Source organism: Kluyvera sp. 1366, assembly GCF_054823405.1.
The window spans coordinates 1-26,036 of record NZ_JBTRDW010000008.1 but is presented as its reverse complement, the minus strand read 5'-3'; the positions used below and the strand labels follow the sequence as shown (position 1 = coordinate 26,036).

The following is a 26,036-nucleotide window of genomic DNA, read 5'->3' as shown; positions in this document are numbered from 1 at the left end:
GCGATTAACCCTTCTTAGCCGGCCCCGGACGATGAATCATCGTCAACCCTTTCAGGAAATTACGCAGAATCTGATCGCCGCATTCGCGGAAATTCTTATGATCTGGGTTGCGGAAAATCGCGCCAACTTCAGCCTGTGAGATCTTAAAGTTCGCTTTCAGCAGCACATCCGGAATATCGGTGGTCTTCAGCTCAAAGGCGATACGCAATTTCTTCATGAAAATGTTGTTATTCATGCGGCGCTCAATCGAAGGCGCGGGCGCATCTTCACTCTTACCGCGACGGTAAAAAATCAGACCGTTAAGGAAATATCCCATCAATACATCTGGCAGCTTGCGAAACGCGGCATCGTCATCTTTCTTCATCCACGCCTGCACGTCTTCCAGCGGCACTTCACTTCCCGCCAGGGCAAAAATCTCCACCACTTTGCTATCGCTCAAATCCAGCATATAGCGCACGCTGCGCAGAACATCGTTACTCATCATGGTGAAACTCTCTTGGTCGCGGGTTGAGGCGGCGCATTATAGAGCAGGCGGGGCAGGGATAACAGCGCGGGCGACCTTCGCCGCCCAACAACATCAGGATGAGGTGATTTGCAGTGAGCCGGGACGCGCGGCATCGCGCACGAAGGGCAGATGTTCACAGGCGTGCTGACGGGCAAACCGCACAAAGGCTTCCATTACCGGCTGACGCTGCTCGCCTTCGCGTACGGCGGCATACAAGCGGCTCCACAAACCATCGCCTAGGGTCTTGGTCACCACTAAACCCTGCTGCTCAAAATTCTCTACTACCCAATGTGGCAGCGCGGCGATGCCCATGCGCGCCGACACCATCTGAATCAGCAGCAGCGTGTTATCGACGCTCTTCAAGGCTGGACTGACGCCCGCAGGCTGCAGGAAATGGCGCCACACATCCAAACGCTGACGCTGCACCGGATAAATCATCAGCACTTCATCGGCCATATCTTCCGGAGCAATGTGCTCAAGCTGCGCCAAAGGATGATCCGGTGCCATCACCAAACGCACTTCAAAATCGAACATCGGTGAATAAAACAATCCACTGCGCGGCAAAATATCGGAGGTCAACACCACATCCAGCTCGCCCTGTTGCAACGCGGGTTGCGGATCAAAGGTCACGCCGGATTTGAAATCCATCATCACCTGCGGCCAGCTCTGGCGGAAATTATTCAGCGCGGGCGTCAGCCACTGAATACAGCTGTGACACTCAATGGCGATACGTAACGTGGCCTGATGCGGCTCATGACACGCCTGCAAAGCCTGCTGAATCTGCGGTAAAACCTGCTCAGCCAACTGCAGCAAAATCTCTCCCTGCGGCGTAAAACGCAGCGGCTGGCTTTTACGCACAAACAGGCGAAAACCCAGCCGCTGCTCCAGATCGCTGAACTGGTGGGATAACGCCGATTGCGTCTGATGAAGCTGGGAGGCGGCGGCAGCTAACGAGCCGGTGTTCCGTAACGCCTGCAGCGTCCGCAGGTGTTTGAGTTCGATCATGAGAATCCTTCACATCGAGATTGAACAAATTGCGCTTGAGGAACATACAGTACCCGCAGATTATGGCGGTGTAAACATCTGGACGGCTAAACATCTCTGCCCCCTATTCAGTTAAGAATATCTGGAGAACAGAAAATGACCATTCTGAACCACACTCTCGGTTTCCCTCGCGTTGGATTGCGTCGTGAATTGAAAAAAGCACAGGAAAGCTATTGGGCAGGTAAAAGCTCACAGGAAGAGCTACTGGCGGTGGGGCGTGAACTGCGCGCCCGTCACTGGCAACAGCAGAAAGAGGCGGGCGTGGATCTGCTGCCAGTCGGCGATTTCGCTTGGTACGATCACGTGCTCACCACCAGCCTGCTGCTGGGTAACGTGCCAGCTCGTCACCAAAATCAGGATGGCTCGGTCGATCTCGACACGCTGTTCCGCCTTGGCCGTGGCCGCGCACCAAGCGGTGAACCGGCGGCAGCGGCGGAAATGACCAAATGGTTCAACACCAATTATCACTACATGGTGCCGGAATTCACCCAAGGGCAGCAGTTCAAACTGACCTGGACTCAGTTGCTGGATGAGGTTGATGAAGCGCTGGCGCTCGGGCACAAGATTAAACCGGTGCTGCTGGGTCCGGTTACCTATTTGTGGCTGGGTAAAGTGAAAGGTACGTCGTTCGAGCGCCTGTCACTGCTCAAAGACATTCTGCCGGTTTACCAACAGGTGCTGGCTGAACTGAAAAAACGCGGCATCGAATGGGTACAAATCGATGAGCCAGCACTGGCGCTGGAACTGCCGCAAGCGTGGCGCGATGCCTTCAAACCGGCTTACGACGCGCTGCAGGGCGAAAGCAAATTGCTGCTCACCACCTATTTCGACAGCATCGGTCAGAATCTCGACGTGATCAAAGCGCTGCCGGTGCAAGGTCTGCATGTTGACCTGGTCCACGGCAAAGACGACATCCAACAGGTGAACCAGCAGATTCCCGCGGATTGGCTGCTCTCCGTCGGCGTAATCAATGGCCGTAACGTCTGGCGTGCCGATCTCAGCAGCTGGTTTACGCGCCTGCAGCCGCTGGTGGGGCAGCGTCAACAATTGTGGATTGGATCATCCTGCTCACTGCTGCACAGCCCAATCGACCTCAGCGTGGAAACGCGCCTCGATGAGGAAGTGAAAAGCTGGTTCGCCTTTGCTCTGCAGAAGTGCACTGAGCTTGCACTGCTGAGTCATGCACTGAACAACAACGATGCCGCTTCGCTGGTTGAGTGGAGCGCACCGATTCGTGCGCGTGCCAACTCCACGCGCGTTCACAACGCCGCAGTCGGCGAGCGTCTGGCGAAAATTCAGGCCAGAGACGTTGAACGTGCCAGCAGCTACTCCGAGCGTGCCAAAGCGCAGCGTCACCGCTTTAACCTGCCAGCGTGGCCGACCACCACCATAGGTTCATTCCCGCAAACCACCGAAATTCGCGGCCTGCGCCTCGACTTTAAAAAAGGCAACATTGATGGTGGAAACTACCGCACTGGCATCGCCGAGCACATCAAACAGGCAATTGTGGAGCAGGAACGGTTGGGCCTCGACGTGCTGGTGCATGGCGAAGCAGAACGTAACGACATGGTGGAATACTTCGGCGAAAACCTCGACGGCTTCGTGTTCACCCAAAACGGCTGGGTACAGAGCTACGGCTCGCGCTGCGTTAAACCGCCGATCATCATCGGCGACGTAAGCCGTCCGCAAGCTATCACCGTTGAGTGGGCGAAGTACGCGCAGTCGCTGACCGATAAACCGGTGAAAGGCATGCTGACCGGTCCAGTGACGATTCTCTGCTGGTCGTTCCCGCGTGAAGATGTAAGCCGTGAAACCATCGCCAAACAGATTGCACTGGCGCTGCGTGACGAAGTGGAAGATCTGGAAAAAGCCGGTATTGGCATTATTCAGATTGATGAACCGGCACTGCGCGAAGGCCTGCCGCTGCATCAGTCCGATTGGGCGGCGTACCTGACCTGGGCGGTGGATGCGTTCCGTCTCAATGCCGCCGTGGCGCGGAATGAAACCCAGATCCATACCCACATGTGTTACTGCGAGTTCAATGACATCATGGACTCGATTGCCGCGCTGGATGCGGACGTTATCACCATCGAAACCTCACGTTCCGATATGGATCTGCTGGATACCTTTAAGGAGTTCGACTATCCCAACGAAATCGGTCCGGGCGTGTATGACATTCACTCACCAAACGTGCCGAGCGTGGAGTGGATGGAAGAGTTGCTGCGTAAAGCGGCGCAGAGCATCCCGGCAGAGCGTCTGTGGGTTAACCCGGATTGTGGCCTAAAAACGCGTGGCTGGGCGGAAACCCGTCAGGCGCTGGCGAACATGGTAAAAGCGGCGCAAAACCTGCGGGGTGAAACGGCTTAGTCGCTGTAAATGAGATTGGGGCGCAAATGCGCCCCTTATTATTACGCGTTTGGCGCCACGCCATACTGCGCGAACCACGCCAGCATGCGTTGCCAGCCATCTTTGGCGGAATCGGCGTGATAGCTCGCACGATAATCCGCGTTGAAAGCATGTCCCGCATCCGGATACACCACGATCTCCGCTTTAGCATTGGCGGCGTGCAGCGCCTGACGCATCTTATCAATGCTCTCCAGCGGGATGCTCTCATCCTGACCACCGTAAAGGCCCAGCACCGGTGCGTTGAGATCCACCGCGATATCGATCGGATGCTTCTGCTGCTTCAGCGTCTTCTCACCGTCTAAGCGTCCATACCACGCCACCGCTGCACGCACCTGCGGATTGTGCGCGGCAAACAGCCAGCTAATACGTCCGCCCCAGCAGAAACCGGTAATCGCCAGGCGACGGATATCACCATCGTGGCGCGTGGCCCAGTTGGCCACATGATCGAGATCGGACAACACCTGCGAATCTGGAACTTTGCTCACCAGCTCTTTGAACAGCGTGGGAATATCGTGGTAATCGTTGGGATCGCCCTCGCGGAAATAGAGTTCGGGCGCGATGGCCAGATAACCTTCCAGCGCCAGACGGCGGCAGACATCGCGGATATGCTCGTGCACTCCGAAAATTTCCTGCACTACCAACACCACCGGCAAGGTGCCTTGATACTCTTTTGGTCGGGCGTAATAGGCAGGCAGGTTTTCGCCCTGGCTCGGAACTGAGGTCTCGCCAGCATGAATCGCGTCGCTGCCGGTAATAATGGTGCTGCTTGCGGTGGGCTGAACGGCCGGTGCAAAGCCGCCGGGTGCCGTTTTTTGTGCCATATTGTCTTCGGTTTTCATTGTTCTCTCCGTGCTAGCAAATGCGCAATCACGTAACTATAGCCTGGCGAAGTGAAGCAAGGCTGGCGTAGGGTGCAGAGGAATTTTTTCACGTGTGCTGCTTCTCTATTAACATTGCCAACAACACTTACACAGCACCGCTTGTAGCAATTCAGAATTGCACAGCGTGAATGTGTGATTTATGTCACATAATGTTTTTCTGATAATGTAAGTTTCATTATCGATGGTGAATTGAGTCACATATTTATGCCGCCTGCTCACGTAGAGTGGCGCGCTCATCCCCAATTATCAGGAGTCTGTTATGGCCCAGTCTGACGTTTTCCACCTTGGCATTACTAAAGCTGATTTGAAAGGAGCCACGTTGGCCATCGTGCCTGGCGATCCTGAGCGCGTAAAGAAAATCGCCGCGTTGATGGACAATCCACAGCATCTGGCTTCACACCGTGAATTCACTACCTATCTGGCTGAAGTGGATGGCAAACCGGTTGTGGTGTGCTCCACTGGTATCGGCGGACCTTCTACCTCAATTGCGGTTGAAGAGCTGGCGCAACTGGGTGTGCGCACCTTCCTGCGCGTTGGCACCACCGGCGCTATCCAGCCGCATATTAATGTGGGCGATGTGCTGGTCACTACCGCTTCGGTACGCCTCGACGGTGCCAGCCTGCACTTTGCGCCGATGGAGTTCCCGGCCGTGGCTGATTTCACCTGCACCACCGCGCTGGTGGCAGCGGCAGAAGCGTGCGGCGCGAAAACCCACATTGGGATTACCGCCTCATCTGACACCTTCTATCCAGGCCAGGAACGCTACGACACTTTCTCCGGTCGTGTGGTGAATCGCTTCCAGGGTTCAATGGAAGAGTGGCAGCAAATGGGCGTCCTCAACTATGAGATGGAATCCGCTACACTGTTAACCATGTGCGCCAGTCAGGGACTGCGTGCCGGCATGGTGGCTGGCGTCATCGTGAACCGTACGCAAAAAGAGATCCCGGATGCCGCGACCATGAAGCAGACCGAAAGTGATGCGGTGAAAATTGTGGTTGAAGCCGCGCGTCGCTTAATTTAGTGCGCCAGTCAGGGATGAATTCGAGACCAGGCTTATAAGGAATCCCGCTATTTCCTGATTAGAATGCGCGCAATTTCAGCAGCTACTGAGAAATTTCTTATGCGCAAAATGGTTTCTGTCTCACGTCCCAATTTCATGAATAATCCCGCTACTGCACAATCACGCGTTGAAGGTGCAGCAGCGAGATTTCGCCAGGCGATGGCGGCGAATAACTATCCTCTTGCGCGTCAATGCTGTGAAGAAGTACTGCGCGTCTTGCCCAATCATATGCAGGTGCTCAGCGACTACGCGCTCACCCTGATGCGCGTCGGCGAATACAAAAAATCTTATAAAATTTACCAGAAGATCTACCAGGCTCCGGCCGCGCAGCGTGCGCAGGCATCGGAAACCTGGCTGGATGGATTAACTGAAGTGTGCGGCTGGTTGAATAAAGAAGATGAGGTGGCGCGGTACGGCCTCGAATCGCTGCAGAAATCCGATGTGACCTTCAGTAAAGGGGCGAAAGTCGCCTTCCCTTCTGAGGCACCACCGCCGATCAACCGCAGTAATCCGGCAGAAAATATCATCTCCTTTAGCCTGTATGGCGGTCAGCCACGCTACTGCGAAACCTTGATTAAAAACATCGAAGTGGCGCGCGAGCTTTATCCCGACTGGATCTGCCGCATCTATCTCGACGACAGCGTGCCGCAGCACGTCTGGCAGCGCCTGGCGCAGCCAAACACCCAGCTGGTGGATATGTCGCACGAGAAAACCATCTTCCCAACGCTGTGGCGTTTCCTGGTGATGGATGATACCAGCGTCAAACGCTATATCATGCGTGATGCGGATTCGTTGCTGTCCGAGCGCGAAGTCGTGGCGGTAGAAGCCTGGCTGACTTCGCCTTACTGGTTCCATCATATGCGCGATTACTTCTCGCATACCGAGCTGCTGCTGGCGGGCATGTGGGGCGGCTGCCACGGCGTGTTCCATAACGTTGAGCAGCAGATGCGTGACTTTATTGCGCAATATGAAGGCAGCGAACGCTTTACCGATCAGTACTTCCTTAAAGTGGCGCTGTGGCCAACGGTACGTGAAAGCATCCTGAATCATGACGATATTTTCCGCTTCCACCAGGCGCAACCGTGGCCGGCGCATCAGCCGATTCGCTGGCAAACCGACAGCTTCCACGTCGGTAGTAACGCCGGTTTTGCCAGCATGGCGGGCCAGGTCGAAAACGCTGAGAACGGCTGGCAGCAGGTTGAGATCACTTACGACGGGAAAAGCTGGACCTATCCGGCCAAAATCCAGGGTGAAACCGAATGGGTGTTGCCGATGCCCTTCTTCCTGATTGATGCATGGAAAGCCGGCGATCTCACCGTGAAAGCCCTTTAACATTCTTCTGGACATTCATACAGTAGAGCTCTACCTTTTCCCTCAGCAAGTCGATCCGCGGGGGGATTATGGATCAGCAACTTATTATTAGCGGCGCGCTGGCGCTGGCCGGTTTGGGCATTGGCTGGATCATTGCTCAACTGCGCGCCGGTCATCAGCACGCCAGCTTCACCACCGAGCGTCGCCTGCTGGAAGAGGCGCAGCAGCGTCAGCAGCAGCAGCTCGAACAGTTACAGCAGCAAATCCAGCAACGCGAGCAGGAGATGCGCCAGCTACACGGTGCACTGAGCGGTGCGCAGGAACGTTTGCAGCAGCTTGATTACTGGCGCGGCGAAAGTGAACAACTCAGCCGTGAACTGCGAAATCAGCTGGAAGTGAACAGCGCGCAGGAAGCCGAACTGCGCGAAGTGACCATTCGTCTTGAAGAGACGCGCTACGGTGCAGAAGAGAAGCAGCGACTACTGACCAACAGCGAACAGCGCCTCAGCGCGCAGTTTGAAAATCTCGCCAATCGCATCTTCGAAAACAGCGGGCGGCGCGTCGATGAACAAAACCGTCAAAGCCTGAATAGCCTGATTGGTCCGCTGCGCGAACAGCTGGACGGTTTCCGCCGTCAGGTCACCGACAGCTTTGGCCTGGAAGCGCGTGAACGTCACACGCTGACCCACGAAATTCGCCAGTTACAGCAACTCAACGCACAGATGGCGCAGGAAGCGGTCAATCTTACTAAAGCGCTGAAAGGCGACAATAAAATTCAGGGAAACTGGGGCGAAGTGGTGTTGGCCCGTGTGCTGGAAGCGTCTGGCCTGCGTGAAGGTTACGAATACCAAACGCAGGTGAGCGTGCAACTGGAACAGCAGGGCAGGATGCAACCGGATGTGATCGTGCGTTTGCCGCAGGGTAAAGATGTGGTGATTGACGCCAAAATGACGCTGGTTGCCTACGAACGCTACTTCAATGCCGACGATGAAGCCACGCGTGAGCAGGCGATTCATGAACACATTAGCGCCATGCGCGGACACATTCGCCTGCTGAGCCGTAAAGATTACCAACAATTGCCCGGTTTACGCTCTCTGGATTATGTGTTGATGTTTATCCCGGTGGAACCGGCGTTTCTGCTGGCGATTGATCGTCAGCCCGAGCTGATTAGCGAAGCGTTACAGCAGAACATTATGCTGGTTAGTCCCACCACTTTGCTGGTGGCGCTGCGTACTATCAATAATCTCTGGCGTTATGAGCATCAAAGCCGCAACGCACAGCGCATCGCCGACCGGGCAACGCGGCTGTACGACAAAATGCGGCTGTTTGTCGATGACATGAGTGGCATCGGGCACAATCTCGACAAAGCGCAGCAAAGCTATCATCAGGCGATGAAAAAGCTGTCTGAAGGGCGCGGCAATCTGATCGCACAAAGTGAAGCGTTCCGTTCGCTTGGCGTGGAGATCAAACGTCCGATTAATCCGCAACTGGTTGAACAAGCGCAGCCGGAAGAAGCGGATGAAGATTGGGCAGACGATCGCACCGAGGATGAAAACGTTGCAGAACCAACAACAGACTCGCTGCGCCGCATCAACGAATAGCACGGTGGTCGCGTGCTCGTGTAGCGCGACTCTGATACACTTCGGCAAGAATTGTTTGTGGAACAGGTAAAACCGATGGCAGATGAATCACAGCAGGAAACTACCCATTTTGGCTTCCAGACCGTCGCGAAAAGCGAAAAGGCCGATAAAGTTGCGGACGTGTTTCACTCCGTCGCGGCAAAATATGACCTGATGAACGATTTGATGTCGTTTGGCATCCATCGTGTCTGGAAGCGTTTTACCATTGACAGCAGCGGCGTGCGCCGCGGTCAGCGCGTGTTGGATCTGGCGGGTGGTACCGGCGATCTCACGGCAAAATTCTCACGTCTGGTGGGCGAAACCGGCCAGGTTGTGCTGGCAGACATCAACAGCTCGATGCTGAAGATGGGCCGCGAAAAGCTGCGTAATCTCGGCGTGTCGGGCAATGTCAGCTATGTGCAGGCGAATGCCGAAGCGCTGCCGTTCCCGGATAACTACTTCGATTGCATCACCATCTCATTCGGCTTGCGTAACGTGACCGAAAAAGAGAAAGCGCTGGCATCAATGTTCCGCGTGCTGAAGCCAGGCGGACGTCTGCTGGTGCTGGAGTTCTCGAAGCCGCTGCTGGAGCCGCTCAGCAAAGCTTACGATACCTATTCATTCCATATTCTGCCGCGTATTGGTCAGCTGGTGGCGCAAGACGCTGAAAGCTATCGCTATCTGGCGGAGTCGATTCGTATGCATCCCGATCAGGAAACCCTGAAAGCGATGATGAACGATGCGGGCTTTGAAAATACCACCTACTTCAACATGACTGGCGGTATTGTCGCGCTGCATCGCGGATTTAAATTCTAATCCATCATGACTTTAACTCCTCTCATCACCGGCGGTCTTGAGACCGCCCTGAACCGTGTTCTCTATCGCGATCGCAGCCTGAGAGCCGCACGCCAGCGTTTGGCTGGTAAGGTATTGATGCTGCGTCTGCAAGAGCTCGATTTTCCTTTGGTGCTGGTATTTAGCGAATCGCAACTCGATGTGCTGAGTGATTGGCAAGACAACAGCGACTGCACGGTGAGTTTGCGTGTCAGTACTTTGCCGAAACTGCGCGATCGCCAGCAGCTCACCAGCCTGATTCGTAGCGGTGAACTGGAGGTGGACGGCGATTTGCAGGTGGTACAGCAATTCTCCGCGCTGATGGATCTCGCCGAGCTGGATCCGGCGGAATATCTTGCACCGTGGATTGGCGATATCGCTGCGCAAGGCGTAAGCCAGGCCGCACAGCAGGCGCTGAAGTTCGTGCAGCAGCAGTTCATCCGCCGTCAGGATTATCTTGGTCAGGTGCTGACAGAAGAGTGGCGCGTTGCGCCGGGTGCACTGGAACTGGCATGGTTTTGCGAGGAAGTGGAAGCGACAGAACGTTCGCTCAATGCGTTTGAAACGCGTTTGGCACAGCTGGAGGCGAAATGACGCTGGGAGAAATTCGGCGCTTATACTTCATCATCAAGATCTTTCTGACTTACGGCCTTGATGAACTGATTCCCCGCATGCGCTTCACACTGCTTTTACGCTTGTGGCGGCGCTGCATCTTCTGGATCCCTAACCAACATAAAGATGCTTCCGCCGGCGTGCGCATCCGTTTAGCGATGGAGCAGTTGGGGCCGGTGTGGATCAAATTCGGTCAAATGCTCTCGACGCGTCGCGATCTGTTCCCACCGGCGATTGCCGATGAACTGGCGGTGCTGCAGGACCGCGTTGCGCCATTTGATGGCGTGAAAGCCAAACAGCAGATTGAAAAGTCGATTGGCGGCCCGGTGGAAACCTGGTTTGAAGACTTCGATATCAAACCGCTGGCCTCGGCTTCTATCGCGCAGGTGCATACCGCAACGCTGAAATCCAACGGCCGCGCGGTGGTAATTAAAGTGATTCGTCCCGACATCCTGCCGGTGATCAGAGCCGATATGCGACTGATTTACCGTCTGGCGCGTTGGGTGCCGCGTTTGTTGCCGGATGGTCGTCGTCTGCGTCCGGTAGAAGTGGTGCGCGATTACGAAAAGACCTTAATTGATGAGCTGAATCTGCTGCGTGAAGCGGCGAATGCCATCCAACTGCGTCGTAACTTTGACCAAAGCCGCATGCTGTATGTGCCGGAAGTGTTCTCTGATTATTGCAGCGAATCGATGATGGTGATGGAGCGCATTTACGGCATTCCGATCTCAGATATCGCCACGCTGGAGCAGCACGGCGTTAACATGAAACTGCTGGCCGAGCGCGGTGTGCAGGTATTCTTCACTCAGGTGTTCCGCGACAGCTTCTTCCATGCCGATATGCATCCTGGCAATATCTTCGTCAGCTACGATCACCCGGAAGATCCGCAATATATCGGCATCGACTGCGGTATCGTCGGTTCGCTGAACAAAGAAGATAAGCGCTATCTGGCCGAGAACTTCATCGCCTTCTTTAACCGCGATTACCGCAAAGTGGCCGAGCTGCATGTGGATTCTGGCTGGGTACCGGCCGATACCAACGTCGAAGACTTTGAGTTTGCCATTCGTACCGTATGTGAGCCGATTTTCGAAAAGCCGCTGGCTGAGATTTCGTTTGGCCACGTGCTGCTGAACCTGTTCAACACCGCGCGTCGCTTTAATATGGAAGTGCAGCCGCAGCTGGTGCTGTTGCAGAAGACGCTGCTGTATATTGAAGGGATTGGCCGCCAGCTCTATCCGCAGCTTGACCTGTGGAAAACGGCTAAGCCGTTCCTCGAAGATTGGATCAAAGATCAGATTGGTATCCCGGCGATTTTGCGGGCGGTGAAAGAGAAAGCGCCATACTGGGCGGAAAAACTGCCGGAGTTGCCGGAGCTATTTTACGACAGCATGCGCCAGCACAAATTATTGAAGCACAGCGTCGATAAACTCGTCACCGATTTAAACGTACAGCGAACACGCAATCATCAGGCGCGCTATCTGTTTGGTGTAGGCGCTACACTGTTATTAAGTGGCACCGCCGTGCTGTTAAGTCGACCGGATTGGGATTTCTTCCCGGCGCTATTAATGGCCGCTGGCATCGTCACCTGGCTTATTGGCTGGCGCAAGACAAACTGATTGTCTGCCTGGTGCAAATCGCGTAATGTCGCAAGCTAAAGCCCGAAATCATACGGGCTTTCTGTGCGTTACAGTCAACAGTTTTTCACAGAATATTAGAGGCATATCTCATGGGCGGTATCAGTATTTGGCAATTGTTAATCATTGCCGTCATTGTTGTTCTTCTGTTCGGTACCAACAAACTTCGTAACCTGGGTTCGGATTTAGGATCTTCCATTCGTGGCTTCAAAAAAGCTATGGGCGATGAAGACGATAAAAAGGATCAACCGAAAGAGCAGGACGCTGACTTCAACGCCAAAACTCTGGCAGACAAACAGCAAACCACGGCGACTAAAGACGACGCCCGGAACGACAAGCAGGTATAACTGTGTTCGACATTGGTTTTAGTGAACTGGTATTAGTGTTCGTGATCGGGCTGATTGTGCTTGGCCCGCAGCGGTTACCGGTTGCGGTGAAAACCGTCGTCGGCTGGATCAGAGCCATTCGCTCGCTGGCCGCGAATGTACAAAACGAACTGGCGCAAGAGTTGAAACTGCAGGAATTGCAGGACAGCCTGAAAAAGGTGGAAGAAGCGGGCCGTGGCACGTTGTCACCCGAGCTGAAAGAGTCGATGGAAGAACTGCGTAAAACCGCCGACTCCATGAAGCGTTCGGTGCAGCAGAGTATCGATCTCGAAAAAGAGGAAGATGAAGCCAACACTATTCATCAGACTCCGCCAGCCGCCGTGCAGCCCGTGACTTCACCTGCGGTCACGCCCGCAGCAGCAGAGCATCAAACCAGTGCGCCTGCACAGACTCCGCAGCCTACTGACGAAATCTCTGCCGCAGAAACCCCTCCCGTCGCCAGTGCTCCTGAAAGCACCGCGAAGACTTCTCTCGTAAAAGATGAACGATAAACATGGCCGTTGAAGATACCCAACCGCTCATTAGCCATTTGATTGAGCTGCGCAAGCGTTTGTTGAATTGCATCATCGCTGTTTTAGTCATCTTTTTGTGTCTGGTCTATTTCGCGAATGATATTTACCATCTGGTCGCGTCGCCGCTGATCAGCCAGATGCCAGCCGGGGCGAGCATGATCGCTACCGACGTCGCATCGCCATTCTTCACGCCGATCAAGCTGACTATCATCGTTTCGGTGTTTCTGGCCGTGCCGGTGATTTTGTATCAGGTGTGGGCCTTTGTGGCGCCCGCGCTCTATCGCCACGAACGCAAACTGGTGATGCCGCTGCTGTTCTCCAGTACGCTGCTGTTTTACGTCGGCGTGGCGTTTGCTTACTTCATCGTGTTCCCGCTGGCGTTTGGCTTCTTCGCCAAAACCGCGCCGCAAGGCGTGACCATCGCAACGGATATCACCAACTACCTCGACTTCGTCATGACGATTTTCATGGCCTTCGGCGTGGCGTTTGAGGTGCCGATTGCGATTGTGCTGCTGTGCTGGACCGGCATAACTTCACCAGAAGATTTGAAAAAGAAACGTCCTTACATGTTGGTTGGCGCGTTCGTGGTTGGGATGTTGCTCACACCGCCGGATGTTTTCTCGCAAACTTTGCTCGCTATTCCGATGTACTGCCTGTTTGAAGTCGGCGTATTCTTCTCCCGCTACTATGTGGGTAAAGGACATCAGTCTTCGGATGAGGAACACAACACCGAATCCTGATGTCCTTAATGCAGGGCATCCCGCAGCGCGCGGGAAGATGAATCTAAACCGCCCCGTTGGGCGGTTTTTTTTTGGGGAGAAGACATGTTTGATATCGGTGTAAACCTGACCAGCACGCAATTCGCAAAAGATCGCGAGCAGGTGGTAAAACGTGCGCGCGAAGCAGGCGTCACCGGCCTGTTAATTACCGGCACCAACGCGCTGGAGAGCCAGCAGGCGCGGCAGCTGGCGGCATTGCACGCGGGCTATTGCTGGTCAACCGCCGGCGTCCATCCGCACCATGCCAGTGAATGGTCGGCGGAAACCGCGAATACCTTGCGTCGCCTGGCGGAAAGTGAGCAGGTGGTCGCGATTGGCGAATGTGGCCTGGATTTCAATCGCAATCTTTCGGCCCACGATCAGCAGGAATACGCTTTCGATGCGCAGCTGGCGTTGGCCGCTGAGCTGCAGCTGCCGGTGTTTTTGCATTGCCGTGAAGCGCACGATCGTTTTGTTGCAGTACTTGAGCCGTGGCTACCGAAGCTGATTGGTGCAGTCGTGCACTGCTTTACTGGTACGCGTGACGAGCTGCAAGCGTGTCTGGCGCTGGGATTGTCGGTGGGCATTACCGGTTGGGTGTGCGACGAGCGTCGCGGTATGGAACTGCGTGAATTGCTGCCGCTGATTCCGGCTGAGCGCCTGTTACTGGAAACCGACGCACCGTATTTACTGCCGCGCGATATGCATCCGCGTCCCACTTCGCGCCGCAATGAGCCATGCTTCCTGCCGCATATTGTGCAGCAGGTGGCGAACTGGCGTGGCGAGGAGGCGGAAGCGCTGGGCGCGCAGGTTAATCTCAACGCGCGTCAGCTGTTTAAACTCGCTTAGAGTTTACGGAACTGTTTGTTATCCACGCTGCGCATCACCTGTTTGTTCAGCATGTTGAGCAGCAAAACGGAGCGCGTTTCACCATCCGGCTCGGCAAAAATGGCGCGCAATCCTTCGAACGTGCCATCGGTGATGATCACTTCATCACCGCTTTGCGGGGTTTCCGCATCGAGCACGATCTGCGGCACGTCGGTTTGCAGCGCTTCGATCACATCATTTGATACGGTGGCCGGCATGGTGCCAAAGCGCACGAAGTGGCTGACGCCGCGCGTGCTGCTGATGGTGGTGGTGTGAATCGCTTCGGGATCGAATTCGATAAACAGATAGTTGGGAAACAGCGGCTCACTCACGGTGGTGCGTTTACCGCGCACAATCTTCTCCAGAGCGATCATCGGGCTGAGGCAATTCACCTCTTGCCGCTCAAGATGCTCTTTCGCGCGCAACAGTTGTCCACGTTTGCAATAGAGTAAGTACCAGGATTCCATAACCGCTCCCAAATAATGGACGCTAAGAATATCAAATCAGTTGTCAGAGTTATAGCGCATCGGCGGGTGGAAACCGGGCGCTGAAAACAATTTCACTACGATTTATCCGATTGATGCGGCTTATTTACGCTTTCTTGCAAGAAAATTGACGGCCGGCGACCATCTGTATCAGACTCCCTCCCCATCTTTCGATTGAAAAGGAGTGGCTGATGGAACTGTTCCTGTTGAGTAACGGTAAAGTGGCTGACGATGCGCCGCTGTTAAGTTACGCCCACCTGCAGCTGCATGCGATGATCGCCCAGCGCGGCATCACTTCGGCGGTGCTGGTGCCGTACGCGATTATTCGTGGCGATCACGCGCAGCGCGCGCAGGAGTTATCCGCGTCGTTAGGCATTGACGTGCGCACCGTGCACGAGTTTGCATCGCCCGTTGCGGCGATTGAACAAGCTGAGCTGATTCTGGTGAGCGGCGGAAATACCTGGTTCCTCAATCAAATGCTGCACGAGCACGGCTTGATCGTCGCTATACAACGCGCGGTGCGCGAGCGTGATGTGCCGTACGTCGGCTGGAGCGCCGGTTGCAATGTGGCAACGCCTTCCATTCGCACCACCAATGATATGCCGGTGCGCAGCAGCGTAGTGTTGCCCGCGCTGGGTTTGTTCCCGGTGCAGATCAATCCGCATTATCTTGATGCGCACGTAAACGGCCATATGGGCGAAACGCGTGACGAACGACTGGCCGAGTTCTGTGCCGTTAACCCGCATGAATCGGTGATTGCGCTGCGTGAAGCCAGCTTCCTGCACGTGAGCGAAAATCGCCTGCGTTACTACAGCGCACGCGGTGAAGACTTCAAAGTGTTCCGTCACGGCGAGCCGATTACTGCTTATCACGATGTATTGGCGATTCAGTCGCTGGTGCCGTTTTCCTGTCAGCCTGCCTGACGCAAAACCTCAACATGTCAGCGTAAAACGCCTCTATAATGGCGTTTCACTCTGGCCGGAAAGCTAAAGCCGCATGAAATATCAGGATTTACGAGACTTCCTCGCATTGCTGGAACAGCGTGGCGAGTTAAAGCGCATCACTCAGGAGATCGATCCTGAGTTAGAGATGACGGAAATTGCCGACCGCACGCTGCGCGCCGGCGGCCCGGCGCTGCTGTTCGAAAACCCGAAAGGGTACGACATGCCGGTGCTGTGTAATCTGTTTGGCACACCAAAACGCGTGGCGATGGGCATGGGCCAGGAAGAGGTCAGTGCGCTGCGTGAAGTGGGCAAGCTGCTGGCGTTCCTGAAAGAGCCGGAGCCGCCAAAAGGCTTCCGCGATCTGTTTGATAAGATGCCGCAGTTCAAGCAAGTGCTGAACATGCCAACCAAGCGTCTGCGCAATGCGCCGTGCCAGGAAGAGATTTTCAGCGGCGATGACGTCGATCTGTCGCGCATTCCGGTGATGAAATGCTGGCCGGGCGATGCTGCGCCGCTGATTACGTGGGGATTGACCGTCACGCGCGGCCCGCATAAAGAGCGACAAAATCTGGGTATCTATCGCCAGCAGGTGATCGGCAAGAACCGCGTGATTATGCGCTGGCTATCGCATCGCGGCGGCGCGCTGGATTTCCAGGAGTGGTGCAAAGCGCATCCGGGCGAACGTTTCCCGGTGTCGGTGGCGCTGGGCGCCGATCCTGCCACCATTCTCGGCGCGGTAACGCCGGTGCCGGATACACTCTCCGAATACGCCTTTGCCGGTTTGCTGCGCGGGAATAAAACCGAAGTGGTGAAGTGCGTTTCAAACGAACTCGAAGTGCCGGCCAGCGCGGAAATCGTGCTGGAAGGTTATATCGAGCCGGGCGATGTCGCGCCGGAAGGCCCGTACGGCGACCACACAGGCTACTACAATGAAGTAGATAGCTTCCCGGTGTTTACCGTGACGCACGTAACGCAACGTCGCAACCCGATTTATCATTCAACCTACACCGGACGTCCACCGGATGAACCGGCGGTGCTGGGTGTGGCGCTCAATGAAGTGCTGGTGCCGATTCTGATCAAGCAGTTCCCGGAGATCGTTGATTTCTATCTGCCGCCAGAAGGCTGCTCATATCGCCTCGCGGTAGTGACGATCAAGAAACAGTACGCGGGTCACGCCAAGCGCGTGATGTTCGGCGTGTGGTCGTTCCTGCGGCAGTTCATGTACACCAAGTTCGTGATTGTGTGCGATGACGACGTCAACGCGCGCGACTGGAATGATGTGATTTGGGCGATTACCACACGCATGGATCCGGCGCGCGATACGGTGCTGGTTGAGAACACGCCCATCGATTATCTCGACTTCGCCTCGCCGGTTTCCGGCTTAGGCTCGAAGATGGGACTTGATGCGACCAATAAGTGGCCGGGTGAAACCACGCGCGAGTGGGGCACGCCGATTGTGAAAGATCCGGCGGTGACCGCGCGCATTGACGCCATTTGGGATGAGTTAGCTATCTTTGCCGAGCCGCTGCAGCGCTAACGGCGGCAGACCAATTAGACCCGAAGAAAAAGGGAACGCATGACAACGTTAAGCTGCAAAGTGACTTCGGTTGAAGCGATTACGGACACGGTTTACCGCGTTCGTTTAATTCCGGCGGCGGATTTTAACTTCCGCGCCGGACAGTATTTGATGGTGGTGATGGATGAGCGCGATAAGCGCCCGTTTTCGCTGGCTTCTACGCCAATGGAAAAGGACATCATTGAGCTGCACATCGGCGCGTCGGATCTCAATCTCTACGCGATGGCGGTGATGGACCGCATCAAGAACGATCGCCAGATTACGGTTGATATGCCGCACGGCGATGCCTGGCTGCGTGAAGATAGCGAGCGTCCGATCATTCTGATCGCGGGCGGTACCGGCTTCTCCTATGCGCGTTCTATTCTGCTGACCGCGCTGGCACAGCAACCCGATCGCGAGATTGCGATTTACTGGGGCGGCCGTGAGCTGATGCATCTGTACGATCTGGATGAGCTGAATGCGCTGGCGGTGAAGCATCCGAACCTGAAAGTGATCCCGGTGGTTGAACAACCGGCGGATGACTGGACCGGACGCAGCGGCACGGTGCTGACGGCAGTGATGCAGGATTTCGCGTCGCTCAGCGAGCACGATATCTATATTGCCGGTCGTTTTGAGATGGCGAAGATTGCGCGTGAGCGTTTCTGCGCCGAGCGCGGTGCGCTGGAAGCGCAGATGTTTGGCGATGCGTTTGCGTTTATCTAAGGTCAATAGAACGCGATAAATCGCGTCGCTACGATAATGTGCACGGATTCGTCGCGGCGCAATTTATTGCGCAAAAAAGCCCGCCCGAAAGGGCGGGAACACGTGCAACATTAACGTATTAAACTCGTTCGAACACCGTGGCGATGCCCTGGCCTAAGCCAATGCACATGGTCGCCAGACCAAATTGCGCATCGCGACGTTCCATCAGGTTCAGCAGCGTAGTACTGATACGCGCACCGGAACATCCCAGCGGATGACCGAGCGCAATCGCGCCGCCATTCAAATTCACTTTCTCATCCAGCTGTTCCAGCAAGCCCATGTCTTTAATGCATGGCAGCGCCTGTGCGGCAAAAGCCTCGTTGAACTCGAACAGGTCGATATCCTGCACGCTCAATCCCGCGCGCTTGAGCGCCAGCTTGCTGGCGGGAACCGGGCCGTAACCCATAATCGACGGATCGCAGCCCACCACCGCCATGCTGCGAATGCGCGCGCGCGCTGTCAGACCGAGTTCGCGTGCGCGGCTTTCACTCATGATCAACATCGCGGCTGCGCCGTCGGAAAGCGCGGATGAGCTGCCTGCGGTCACGGTGCCGTTGACCGGGTCGAATGCCGGTCGCAGCGCAGCCAATCCTTCGAGGCTGGTCTCTTCGCGGATCACTTCGTCGCTCTCAAAGCGCTTCAACACGCCGTCGGCGTCGTGGCCGTAGGTCGCCACAATTTCACGCTTGAAGTCGCCGCGCTGGGTTGCTGCCCAGGCGCGCTGGTGCGAACGCAGCGCAAAAGCATCCTGCTGCTCACGCGTAATGTGATGCATGCGCGCCAGCATCTCGGCGGTTAACCCCATCATGCCCGCCGCTTTCGCCACCGTGCGACCCAGGCCCGGATGGAAATCCACGCCGTGGCTCATCGGCACGTGGCCCATATGTTCTACGCCGCCAATCAGGCAGCTGTGCGCATCGCCAACCATGATCGCGCGTGCCGCGTCGTGCAGCGCCTGCATCGACGAACCGCACAGGCGGTTGACGGTGCTGGCAGGTACGCGATGCGGGATCTCCGCCAGCAGCGCGGCGTTACGTGCAATGTTGAAGCCTTGCTCCAGCGTCTGCTGCACGCAGCCCCAGATAATGTCGTCCAGCGTGGCGGGATCAACCGCCGGGTTGCGGCTCAGCAGCTCGTGCATCAAATGCGCCGAGAGATCTTCCGCCCGCACCTGACGAAACGCACCGCCTTTGGAGCGGCCCATCGGCGTGCGGACCGCATCAACAATTACCACTTTTTCCATTTTCATTACCTCAGGCACTTTGCAGCGCCGCTTCGTCAATCGGTTGCACCGCGGGATACCAGCTCTGATGCTGATGGGCTTTTTGCAACAGCAGCTCCGGCAGCGCGTACAGCGGGCCGAGCGCGGTATAACGTTTGGCCTGATCGACCACGTTGCTGTTGCCCAGCGTATCCATGTAGCGGAACGCGCCGCCACGGAACGGCGGGAAGCCTAAACCGTACACCAGCGCCATATCAGCTTCGGCCGGTGAAGCGATGATCTTCTCTTCAAGGCAGCGCACCACTTCGTTGAGCATCGGCAGCATCATGCGGTTGGCGATCTCGTCATCGCTGAACACGCGCTTCGGCTGGCAAATCGGTTCCAGCAGCGCATCGACAGCCGCATCGGCTCTCTTCTGCGCTTTGCCTTTTTTATCCTGCTCCCAGCGGTAAAAGCCCTGACCGTTTTTCTGGCCGTAACGTTTGGCGTCAAACAGCACGTCGATCGCGTCGCGATAATCTTTTTGCATGCGAGACGGGAAACCTTGCGCCATCACCTGTTGAGCGTGATGCGCGGTATCAATGCCGACCACATCCAGCAGCCACGCGGGGCCCATCGGCCAGCCGAACTGTTTTTCCATTACTTTATCGATCTGACGGAAATCCGCGCCGTCGCGCAGCAGCAGGCTGAAGGCGGCGAAGTAGGGGAACAGCACGCGATTCACAAAGAAGCCGGGACAGTCATTCACCACAATCGGCGTCTTGCCCATTTTGCTCGCCCAGGCCACCACTTTACTGAGGGTCGCTTCTGAGGTTTTCTCACCGCGAATCACTTCAACCAGCGGCATACGCGGTACCGGATTGAAGAAGTGCATGCCGCAGAAGTTTTCCGGACGTTTCAGGGCTTGCGCCAGCTGGCTAATCGGAATGGTTGAGGTGTTGGAGGCGAGAATGGCGTCCTCGCGCAGATGCTGTTCGGTCTCTGCCAGCACTTTGGCTTTGATCTGCGGATTCTCTACTACCGCTTCTACCACCACGTCGGTGCGTTCAAATCCGGCGTAATCCAGCGTGGGCTGAATGGTGGTGAGTACGCTCGCCAGTTTCGCGCCGTCAATTTTGCCGCGCTCCAGCTGTTTGTTCAGCAGCTTGCTGGCTTCGGTCATGCCCAGCGTTAACGCCTGCGGATTGATATCTTTCATCATCACCGGCACGCCTTTCCATGCCGATTGATAAGCAATGCCGCCGCCCATAATGCCTGCGCCTAATACTGCTGCTTGCTGCGGCGCACCGGCCGCACTGCTGTGCTTTTTCGCCAGGCCTTTGACGTACTGATCGTTCAGGAAGATACCGACCAGCGCGCGTGCCACATCGCTCTGCGCCAGCGGCACAAACGCGGCGGTTTCCAGCTTCAGCGCATCATCACGTCCGAGGCTGGCGGCAGCTTCAATGGTTTTGATGGCGGTGATCGGTGCCGGATAGTGTTTGCCCGCGGTTTGCAGCACCATGCTTTTGGCGATGGTGAAGCTCATGGCGGCTTCAATCGGGCTGAGTTTCAGCGGTGCCAGCTTCGGCGCGCGGCGTGTCTGCCAGTTGCCCTGCACGATGGCGTCCTGCAATACGGTCAGCGCAGCGGCACGTAGTTTGTCGCTGCTGACTACCGCATCCACCAAACCGAGTTTCAGGGCGCTGCTGCCATCAACATCTTTACCGGCGGCGATAATCTCCATCGCGCTATCGGCGCCAAGCAGGCGCGGCAAGCGCACGCTGCCGCCGAAGCCCGGCATAATGCCCAGTTTGGTTTCCGGCAGGCCGATGCGTGCGGTCGGCGTGGCAATGCGGAAGTCGGTCGCCAGTATGCATTCACAGCCGCCGCCCAGCGCATAGCCGTCGATGGCGGCCACGGTGGGCACCGGCAAATCCTCTAAACGATTGAAGATGCTGTTGGCAAACGCCAGCCATTGGCTCAGCTTCTCTTCTGGCGCATCAAACAGCGACAGGAATTCTGTGATGTCGGCACCAACGATAAATGCCGGTTTGGCCGACGAGAGCAACAGGCCGCGCAGCGCGGGTTGCTGTTCCAATACGCTTAATGCCTCGCCCAACGAGGCAACGGTTTTGGTATCGAGTTTGTTCACCGAACCGGGCGCATCGAAAACCAGCTCGGCGATGCCGTCGTCAAGCCAGTGAACTGAAAGGGTATCGCCTTGGTAGAGCATGTCCGTCTCCTGAAACCGCGAAAGTTGATCTGGTCATACCAGATGAGTTGGAGTGTGAGTGTGATGTTAATTATTTGCAAACGAGAGTTTGATTATTTGATACAACGATCACAGCGTGCGCAGCACGGCATCGCTAACACGGCTGTGCTACACTGCGGCCACTTTCGCGACATCGGAGACTAGTCCATGGATTCACTGAAAACCCTGTATCACGCGCACATCAATACGCTGCAGCAGCGAGCGCAGCAGGTGCTGGCTCGCTTTAAGCTTGATGCCATGCTGATTCATTCCGGCGAGCTGTTGACCGTTTTTCTCGACGATCACGACTATCCGTTTAAGGTGAATCCTCAGTTCAAAGCGTGGGTGCCGGTGACGCAGGTGCCAAACTGCTGGTTATGGATTGATGGCGTGAATAAACCCAAGCTGTGGTTCTATTCGCCGGTTGATTACTGGCACAACGTTGAGCCGCTGCCAAACAGCTTCTGGACTAACGATGTGGAGGTGATTGGCCTGAAGAGTGCCGATGAGATCGCGCAGCTGCTGCCAGCACAGCGTGAAAACGTAGCCTATATCGGTCCGGTGCCGTCACGTGCTTCCCAGCTCGGTATTAACAGCGAGCAGGTGAACCCGAAAGGCGTGATCGATTTCCTGCATTATCATCGCAGTATCAAAACCGACTATGAACTGGCGTGTATGCGCGAAGCGCAGAAGCTGGCGGTGGCGGGCCATCGCGCTGCCAAAGAGGCGTTCTTCTCTGGCATGAGCGAGTTCGATATCAATATCGCCTATCTGACCGCAACCGGCCATCGCGATACCGATGTGCCTTATGGCAACATCATTGCGCTCAATGAACATGCCGCGGTGCTGCACTACACCAAACTGGATCATCAGCCGCCGGCCAAACGCCACAGCTTCCTGATTGACGCCGGTGCGGAATACCTCGGTTACGCCGCTGACCTGACGCGCAGCTACGCGGCGCAGAGCAAATCGCGCTATGCCGACATGGTTGCGGCGATGAACAAGGAAGAGCTGGCGCTGATCGCCACCTTGAAAGCCGGCGTGCGCTATACCGATTATCATCTGCAGATGCATCAGCGCATTGCGCGTCTGCTGCTGAAGTTCGAGTTGGTGAAAGGCCTGACTGAAGAGACGCTGGTGGCGGAAGATTTAACCGGTCCGTTTATGCCGCACGGCCTTGGACATCCGCTCGGCCTGCAGGTGCACGATGTGGCTGGCTTTATGCAGGATGACAACGGTACGCATCTGGCGGCACCGTCGCAGTATCCGTATTTGCGTTGTACGCGCGTGCTGGAACCTGGCATGGTGCTGACTATCGAACCGGGCTTCTATATTATCGATTCGCTGCTGACGAAGCTGCGCGGCGGCAAGTTCAGCCAATACTTTGACTGGGCGGCAATTGATGCACTGAAACCTTACGGCGGTATTCGTATCGAGGATAACGTGGTGGTTCACGCTAATCGCATTGAAAACATGACGCGCGATCTGCACCTTGCCTGATGGATGCTTACGACATTCCCGCTCAGGCCGTAAGTCTCAGCGAGGAAACCATCAAGAAAAGCCGCTTCATCACCTTGCTGGCGCACACGGCCGGCGTGGAAGCGGCGCGCGCGTTTGTGCAGCAGGTGAAGCAGGAACATCCTACCGCGCGGCATCACTGCTGGGCGTGGGTGGCGGGTGCGCCGGATGATTCGCAGCAGCTGGGTTTCTCCGATGATGGCGAACCTTCTGGCACCGCGGGTAAACCGATGCTGGCCCAGCTGATGGGCAGCGGTGTCGGTGAGATCACCGCGGTGGTAGTGCGTTATTATGGCGGCATCATGCTGGGCACCGGCGGACTGGTAAAAGCTTATGGCGGCGGCGTGCAGCAAGGGCTGAAGCAACTGGCGCGTCAGCGTAAAGTGCCGATGGAATCTTTTACTCTGCAGTGCGATTACGCCCAACTCAGCGACATTGAACGCCTGCTGCAACGTTTTGACGGCATTATAGAAGAGAGCCATTATCAGGATCGTATTGCGCTGCGTTTAGCGTTGCCACATGCGCAGATTGATGGCTTTCGCCAAAACCTCTCTGATTACAGCCGGGGCGCGCTGACGCTCATCCCGCTGACAAACTAAAAGCTTCTGTTTAAAGGAAACGGCTGAATGCATTTTCGCGCCATTACCCGCATCGTGGGCCTGCTGGTGATTCTGTTCTCGGTGACCATGATTTTACCGGGCCTCGTCGCCTTGATTTACCGTGATGGTGCCGGGCGCGCGTTCAGTCAGACCTTTATGATGGCGATCGTTATCGGTTCACTGCTGTGGTGGCCAAACCGCAAGCAGAAAACCGAACTCAAGCCGCGGGAAGGTTTCCTTATTGTGGTGCTGTTCTGGACCGTGTTGGGCAGCGTCGGTGCGATGCCGTTTATCTTCGCCGAGCAGCCGCATCTCTCAATCACTGATGCCTTCTTTGAGTCCTTCTCTGGCCTCACTACCACCGGCGCCACCACGCTGGTGGGACTGGATACGTTGCCTAAAGCGATTTTGTTCTATCGTCAGATGCTGCAGTGGCTCGGCGGGATGGGGATCATTGTGCTGGCGGTGGCGATTCTGCCCATTCTGGGCGTGGGTGGCATGCAGCTCTATCGCGCCGAAATGCCGGGACCGTTGAAAGATAACAAGATGCGTCCGCGTATCGCGGAAACAGCTAAAACGTTGTGGCTGATCTACGTATTGCTCACCGTGGCGTGCGCGGTGGCGCTGTGGCTGGCGGGCATGCCGATGTTTGATGCTATCGGCCATAGCTTCTCGACGATCGCGATTGGCGGGTTCTCAACCCATGATGCCAGCATCGGCTACTTTAATAGCCCAACTATCAACACCATTGTCGCGGTATTTCTGCTGATCTCGGGCTGTAACTATGGCCTGCACTTCTCTTTATTAAGTGGTCGCAACCTGAAAGTGTACTGGCGCGATCCCGAATTCCGCATGTTTATTGGCGTACAACTGACCTTAGTGCTGATCTGTACCATAGTGTTGTGGTTCCACAATGTGTACGCCAGCGGCTGGCAAACGCTGAATCAGGCGTTTTTCCAGGTGGTATCAATGGCGACCACGGCCGGTTTTACCACCGACAGCATTGCGCGCTGGCCGCTGTTCCTGCCGGTGCTGCTACTGTGCTCGGCTTTTATCGGCGGCATGGCGGGTTCAACCGGCGGCGGTTTGAAGGTGATTCGCATTCTTCTGCTGTTCAAACAGGGTTCGCGTGAACTGAAGCGATTGGTGCACCCGAATGCGGTTTACACCATCAAGTTGGGTAATCGCGCGCTGCCGGAACGTATCCTCGAAGCGGTGTGGGGTTTCTTCTCAGCTTATGCGCTGGTGTTCCTGCTCAGCATGTTGGCGATCATCGCCACCGGCGTGGATGACTTCTCGGCTTTTGCTGCCGTGGCCGCGACCCTGAATAACCTCGGGCCCGGTTTGGGTGTGGTAGCAGACAACTTCACTTCAATGAATGATGTCGCGAAGTGGATTTTGATTTTAACCATGCTGTTTGGACGCCTTGAAGTGTTCACGCTGCTGGTGCTGTTCACGCCGACCTTCTGGCGCGAATAATAAAATAGGATTGAGTAATGAAAGCGTTGATTCTGTATTCCAGCCGCGATGGGCAAACCCGTGACATTGCCGCGCGCATTGCACAGACGTTAGTGCCGCATCAACTGTGTGACGTGATCGATTTACTGCAGGCGCAGCAGATTGATTGGTTGCAGTATGATCGCGTGCTGATTGGTGCTTCGATCCGCTATGGCCATTTCAATCCGGCGTTGCTGAAATTTGTCACCCAGCACAAAGCAAAACTGCAGCAGCGGGTGAGCGGCTTCTTTAGTGTCAACCTGACGGCGCGTAAAGCAGATAAGTGTACGCCAGAGACCAATGCGTATACGCGCAAGTTCCTGGAGCAGTCACCGTGGCAACCCGATTGCTGTGCGGTTTTCGCTGGGGCGTTGCGTTATCCGCGTTATCGCTGGTTTGATCGCGTCATGATTCAATTCATTATGCGTATGACCGGCGGGGAAACCGACACATCGAAAGAAGTTGAATACACCGATTGGAATAAAGTGGCGCTTTTTGCCCAGGGTTTTGCGCAGTTACCAGGCAAATCGTTGTGAAATACAGCGTTGTGGCGAAATTTAGGTCGAACAGTAATTTATTTGCAATTAACCCTTGTCAGCCCCAAATAACTCCCTATAATGCGCCACCACTGAGACGGCAAAGCGGCAACGCAGACTGCTTGGCAGGGAGTGACGAAATTCATCCCGCCGGATAAAAACGCTGAAAAAAGTGTTTGACTCCGAAGGAGAGTAGCGTAGTATACGCCACCTCGCGACAGACGGTTCAGCCGCTGTTCGCAACGCTCTTTAACAA

24 protein-coding genes are annotated in these 26,036 nt (G+C 55.8%); 18 read left to right on the top strand and 6 right to left on the bottom strand.

The genetic code is table 11. From position 1 onward, the window contains the following. Positions 1-4 precede the first annotated feature (4 nt). Entirely contained in the window at positions 5-484 is a 480-nt protein-coding gene (locus ACVLVH_RS18020; protein ID WP_101763741.1) for a YehS family protein, read from the bottom strand. 93 nt (positions 485-577) lie between these two features. Next, complete coding sequence (metR, locus tag ACVLVH_RS18015; protein WP_312463496.1) at positions 578-1,510, bottom strand: HTH-type transcriptional regulator MetR; 933 nt, start codon at positions 1,508-1,510, stop codon at positions 578-580. 135 nt (positions 1,511-1,645) lie between these two features. On the opposite strand from metR, the gene metE reads away from it, so the two are divergent. After that, entirely contained in the window at positions 1,646-3,916 is a 2,271-nt protein-coding gene (gene metE, locus ACVLVH_RS18010; RefSeq protein ID WP_312463494.1) for a 5-methyltetrahydropteroyltriglutamate--homocysteine S-methyltransferase, read from the top strand. 41 nt (positions 3,917-3,957) lie between these two features. Here metE and ACVLVH_RS18005 read toward each other — a convergent pair whose 3' ends face one another. After that, entirely contained in the window at positions 3,958-4,794 is an 837-nt protein-coding gene (locus ACVLVH_RS18005; RefSeq protein ID WP_222185723.1) for a dienelactone hydrolase family protein, read from the bottom strand. 301 nt (positions 4,795-5,095) lie between these two features. On the opposite strand from ACVLVH_RS18005, the gene udp reads away from it, so the two are divergent. The 10 genes from udp to tatD all read left to right on the top strand — a co-directional run bounded on the left by udp (position 5,096) and on the right by tatD (position 14,411). Then, the gene (gene udp, locus ACVLVH_RS18000) at positions 5,096-5,857 is read left to right on the top strand and encodes a uridine phosphorylase (RefSeq protein ID WP_008105797.1); all 762 of its coding nucleotides are present in this window, start codon (positions 5,096-5,098) and stop codon (positions 5,855-5,857) included. Positions 5,858-5,956: 99 nt separating this feature from the next. Beyond that, positions 5,957-7,228: a tetratricopeptide repeat protein gene (locus ACVLVH_RS17995; RefSeq protein ID WP_312463492.1), complete on the top strand. Its 1,272-nt coding sequence runs from the start codon at positions 5,957-5,959 to the stop codon at positions 7,226-7,228. Positions 7,229-7,296: 68 nt separating this feature from the next. Next, the gene (rmuC, locus tag ACVLVH_RS17990; RefSeq protein ID WP_498949941.1) at positions 7,297-8,808 is read left to right on the top strand and encodes a DNA recombination protein RmuC; all 1,512 of its coding nucleotides are present in this window, start codon (positions 7,297-7,299) and stop codon (positions 8,806-8,808) included. A 75-nt stretch (positions 8,809-8,883) separates the two neighbouring features. Continuing rightward, on the top strand, positions 8,884-9,642 hold the full coding sequence (gene ubiE, locus ACVLVH_RS17985; protein WP_008105805.1) for a bifunctional demethylmenaquinone methyltransferase/2-methoxy-6-polyprenyl-1,4-benzoquinol methylase UbiE: 759 nt from the start codon (positions 8,884-8,886) through the stop codon (positions 9,640-9,642). Between the two features lie 6 nt (positions 9,643-9,648). Further along, positions 9,649-10,254, top strand: coding sequence for a ubiquinone biosynthesis protein UbiJ (gene ubiJ, locus ACVLVH_RS17980; RefSeq protein ID WP_192414436.1), 606 nt, complete (start codon positions 9,649-9,651; stop codon positions 10,252-10,254). After that, on the top strand, positions 10,251-11,888 hold the full coding sequence (gene ubiB / locus ACVLVH_RS17975) for a ubiquinone biosynthesis regulatory protein kinase UbiB (RefSeq protein ID WP_101763734.1): 1,638 nt from the start codon (positions 10,251-10,253) through the stop codon (positions 11,886-11,888). Before ubiJ ends, ubiB begins: the two co-directional genes overlap by 4 nt. 110 nt (positions 11,889-11,998) lie before the next feature. Further along, positions 11,999-12,253 carry a Sec-independent protein translocase subunit TatA gene (gene tatA, locus ACVLVH_RS17970; protein ID WP_008105810.1) on the top strand — a complete coding sequence of 85 codons (255 nt, stop codon included), beginning with the start codon at positions 11,999-12,001 and terminating at the stop codon, positions 12,251-12,253. A 2-nt stretch (positions 12,254-12,255) separates the two neighbouring features. Then, entirely contained in the window at positions 12,256-12,783 is a 528-nt protein-coding gene (tatB, locus tag ACVLVH_RS17965; protein WP_101763733.1) for a Sec-independent protein translocase protein TatB, read from the top strand. Between the two features lie 2 nt (positions 12,784-12,785). Continuing rightward, complete coding sequence (tatC, locus tag ACVLVH_RS17960) at positions 12,786-13,544, top strand: Sec-independent protein translocase subunit TatC (protein ID WP_192414440.1); 759 nt, start codon at positions 12,786-12,788, stop codon at positions 13,542-13,544. An 84-nt stretch (positions 13,545-13,628) separates the two neighbouring features. After that, on the top strand, positions 13,629-14,411 hold the full coding sequence (gene tatD, locus ACVLVH_RS17955; RefSeq protein WP_192414442.1) for a 3'-5' ssDNA/RNA exonuclease TatD: 783 nt from the start codon (positions 13,629-13,631) through the stop codon (positions 14,409-14,411). Here tatD and rfaH read toward each other — a convergent pair. Continuing rightward, positions 14,408-14,896 carry a transcription/translation regulatory transformer protein RfaH gene (gene rfaH / locus ACVLVH_RS17950; RefSeq protein ID WP_101763730.1) on the bottom strand — a complete coding sequence of 163 codons (489 nt, stop codon included), beginning with the start codon at positions 14,894-14,896 and terminating at the stop codon, positions 14,408-14,410. The two genes, tatD and rfaH, sit on opposite strands and share 4 nt — an antisense overlap. A 209-nt stretch (positions 14,897-15,105) precedes the next feature. On the opposite strand from rfaH, the gene pepE reads away from it, so the two are divergent. From pepE to fre, 3 genes are all read left to right on the top strand, one after another. Then, positions 15,106-15,837 carry a dipeptidase PepE gene (pepE, locus tag ACVLVH_RS17945; RefSeq protein ID WP_192414444.1) on the top strand — a complete coding sequence of 244 codons (732 nt, stop codon included), beginning with the start codon at positions 15,106-15,108 and terminating at the stop codon, positions 15,835-15,837. A gap of 73 nt (positions 15,838-15,910) precedes the next feature. Then, positions 15,911-17,395, top strand: coding sequence for a 4-hydroxy-3-polyprenylbenzoate decarboxylase (gene ubiD / locus ACVLVH_RS17940; protein WP_192414445.1), 1,485 nt, complete (start codon positions 15,911-15,913; stop codon positions 17,393-17,395). A gap of 39 nt (positions 17,396-17,434) precedes the next feature. Beyond that, a complete protein-coding gene (gene fre, locus ACVLVH_RS17935) occupies positions 17,435-18,136 on the top strand; it encodes an NAD(P)H-flavin reductase (RefSeq protein ID WP_101763727.1) in 702 nt (233 codons plus the stop codon). Between the two features lie 118 nt (positions 18,137-18,254). On the opposite strand, the gene fadA is transcribed toward fre, so the two are convergent. Both fadA and fadB read right to left on the bottom strand, forming a co-directional pair. Next, entirely contained in the window at positions 18,255-19,418 is a 1,164-nt protein-coding gene (fadA, locus tag ACVLVH_RS17930) for an acetyl-CoA C-acyltransferase FadA (protein ID WP_192414447.1), read from the bottom strand. A gap of 10 nt (positions 19,419-19,428) precedes the next feature. Continuing rightward, positions 19,429-21,612, bottom strand: a complete 2,184-nt coding sequence (fadB, locus tag ACVLVH_RS17925; protein WP_192414450.1) for a fatty acid oxidation complex subunit alpha FadB — start codon at positions 21,610-21,612, stop codon at positions 19,429-19,431. A 186-nt stretch (positions 21,613-21,798) separates the two neighbouring features. Between fadB and pepQ the strand changes: the two genes are divergently transcribed. Genes pepQ through hemG form a run of 4 tightly spaced genes read left to right on the top strand, consistent with a single transcriptional unit; the run spans position 21,799 to position 25,780 of the window. Continuing rightward, entirely contained in the window at positions 21,799-23,130 is a 1,332-nt protein-coding gene (gene pepQ / locus ACVLVH_RS17920) for a Xaa-Pro dipeptidase (RefSeq protein WP_192414452.1), read from the top strand. Continuing rightward, on the top strand, positions 23,130-23,747 hold the full coding sequence (locus ACVLVH_RS17915; RefSeq protein ID WP_137384924.1) for an IMPACT family protein: 618 nt from the start codon (positions 23,130-23,132) through the stop codon (positions 23,745-23,747). Before pepQ ends, ACVLVH_RS17915 begins: the two co-directional genes overlap by 1 nt. 27 nt (positions 23,748-23,774) lie before the next feature. Beyond that, positions 23,775-25,226, top strand: coding sequence for a Trk system potassium transporter TrkH (gene trkH, locus ACVLVH_RS17910; RefSeq protein WP_101763723.1), 1,452 nt, complete (start codon positions 23,775-23,777; stop codon positions 25,224-25,226). A 17-nt stretch (positions 25,227-25,243) separates the two neighbouring features. After that, a complete protein-coding gene (gene hemG, locus ACVLVH_RS17905; protein ID WP_192414454.1) occupies positions 25,244-25,780 on the top strand; it encodes a menaquinone-dependent protoporphyrinogen IX dehydrogenase in 537 nt (178 codons plus the stop codon). Positions 25,781-26,036 lie beyond the last annotated feature (256 nt).

Coding starts and splice junctions, on each gene's coding strand:
- ACVLVH_RS18020 (WP_101763741.1), bottom strand. CDS start 484: ATGATGAGTAACGATGTTCTGCGCAGCGTGCGCTATATGCTGGATTTG.
- metR (WP_312463496.1), bottom strand. CDS start 1,510: ATGATCGAACTCAAACACCTGCGGACGCTGCAGGCGTTACGGAACACC.
- metE (WP_312463494.1), top strand. CDS start 1,646: ATGACCATTCTGAACCACACTCTCGGTTTCCCTCGCGTTGGATTGCGT.
- ACVLVH_RS18005 (WP_222185723.1), bottom strand. CDS start 4,794: ATGAAAACCGAAGACAATATGGCACAAAAAACGGCACCCGGCGGCTTT.
- udp (WP_008105797.1), top strand. CDS start 5,096: ATGGCCCAGTCTGACGTTTTCCACCTTGGCATTACTAAAGCTGATTTG.
- ACVLVH_RS17995 (WP_312463492.1), top strand. CDS start 5,957: ATGCGCAAAATGGTTTCTGTCTCACGTCCCAATTTCATGAATAATCCC.
- rmuC (WP_498949941.1), top strand. CDS start 7,297: ATGGATCAGCAACTTATTATTAGCGGCGCGCTGGCGCTGGCCGGTTTG.
- ubiE (WP_008105805.1), top strand. CDS start 8,884: ATGGCAGATGAATCACAGCAGGAAACTACCCATTTTGGCTTCCAGACC.
- ubiJ (WP_192414436.1), top strand. CDS start 9,649: ATGACTTTAACTCCTCTCATCACCGGCGGTCTTGAGACCGCCCTGAAC.
- ubiB (WP_101763734.1), top strand. CDS start 10,251: ATGACGCTGGGAGAAATTCGGCGCTTATACTTCATCATCAAGATCTTT.
- tatA (WP_008105810.1), top strand. CDS start 11,999: ATGGGCGGTATCAGTATTTGGCAATTGTTAATCATTGCCGTCATTGTT.
- tatC (WP_192414440.1), top strand. CDS start 12,786: ATGGCCGTTGAAGATACCCAACCGCTCATTAGCCATTTGATTGAGCTG.
- tatD (WP_192414442.1), top strand. CDS start 13,629: ATGTTTGATATCGGTGTAAACCTGACCAGCACGCAATTCGCAAAAGAT.
- rfaH (WP_101763730.1), bottom strand. CDS start 14,896: ATGGAATCCTGGTACTTACTCTATTGCAAACGTGGACAACTGTTGCGC.
- pepE (WP_192414444.1), top strand. CDS start 15,106: ATGGAACTGTTCCTGTTGAGTAACGGTAAAGTGGCTGACGATGCGCCG.
- ubiD (WP_192414445.1), top strand. CDS start 15,911: ATGAAATATCAGGATTTACGAGACTTCCTCGCATTGCTGGAACAGCGT.
- fre (WP_101763727.1), top strand. CDS start 17,435: ATGACAACGTTAAGCTGCAAAGTGACTTCGGTTGAAGCGATTACGGAC.
- fadA (WP_192414447.1), bottom strand. CDS start 19,418: ATGGAAAAAGTGGTAATTGTTGATGCGGTCCGCACGCCGATGGGCCGC.
- fadB (WP_192414450.1), bottom strand. CDS start 21,612: ATGCTCTACCAAGGCGATACCCTTTCAGTTCACTGGCTTGACGACGGC.
- pepQ (WP_192414452.1), top strand. CDS start 21,799: ATGGATTCACTGAAAACCCTGTATCACGCGCACATCAATACGCTGCAG.
- ACVLVH_RS17915 (WP_137384924.1), top strand. CDS start 23,130: ATGGATGCTTACGACATTCCCGCTCAGGCCGTAAGTCTCAGCGAGGAA.
- trkH (WP_101763723.1), top strand. CDS start 23,775: ATGCATTTTCGCGCCATTACCCGCATCGTGGGCCTGCTGGTGATTCTG.
- hemG (WP_192414454.1), top strand. CDS start 25,244: ATGAAAGCGTTGATTCTGTATTCCAGCCGCGATGGGCAAACCCGTGAC.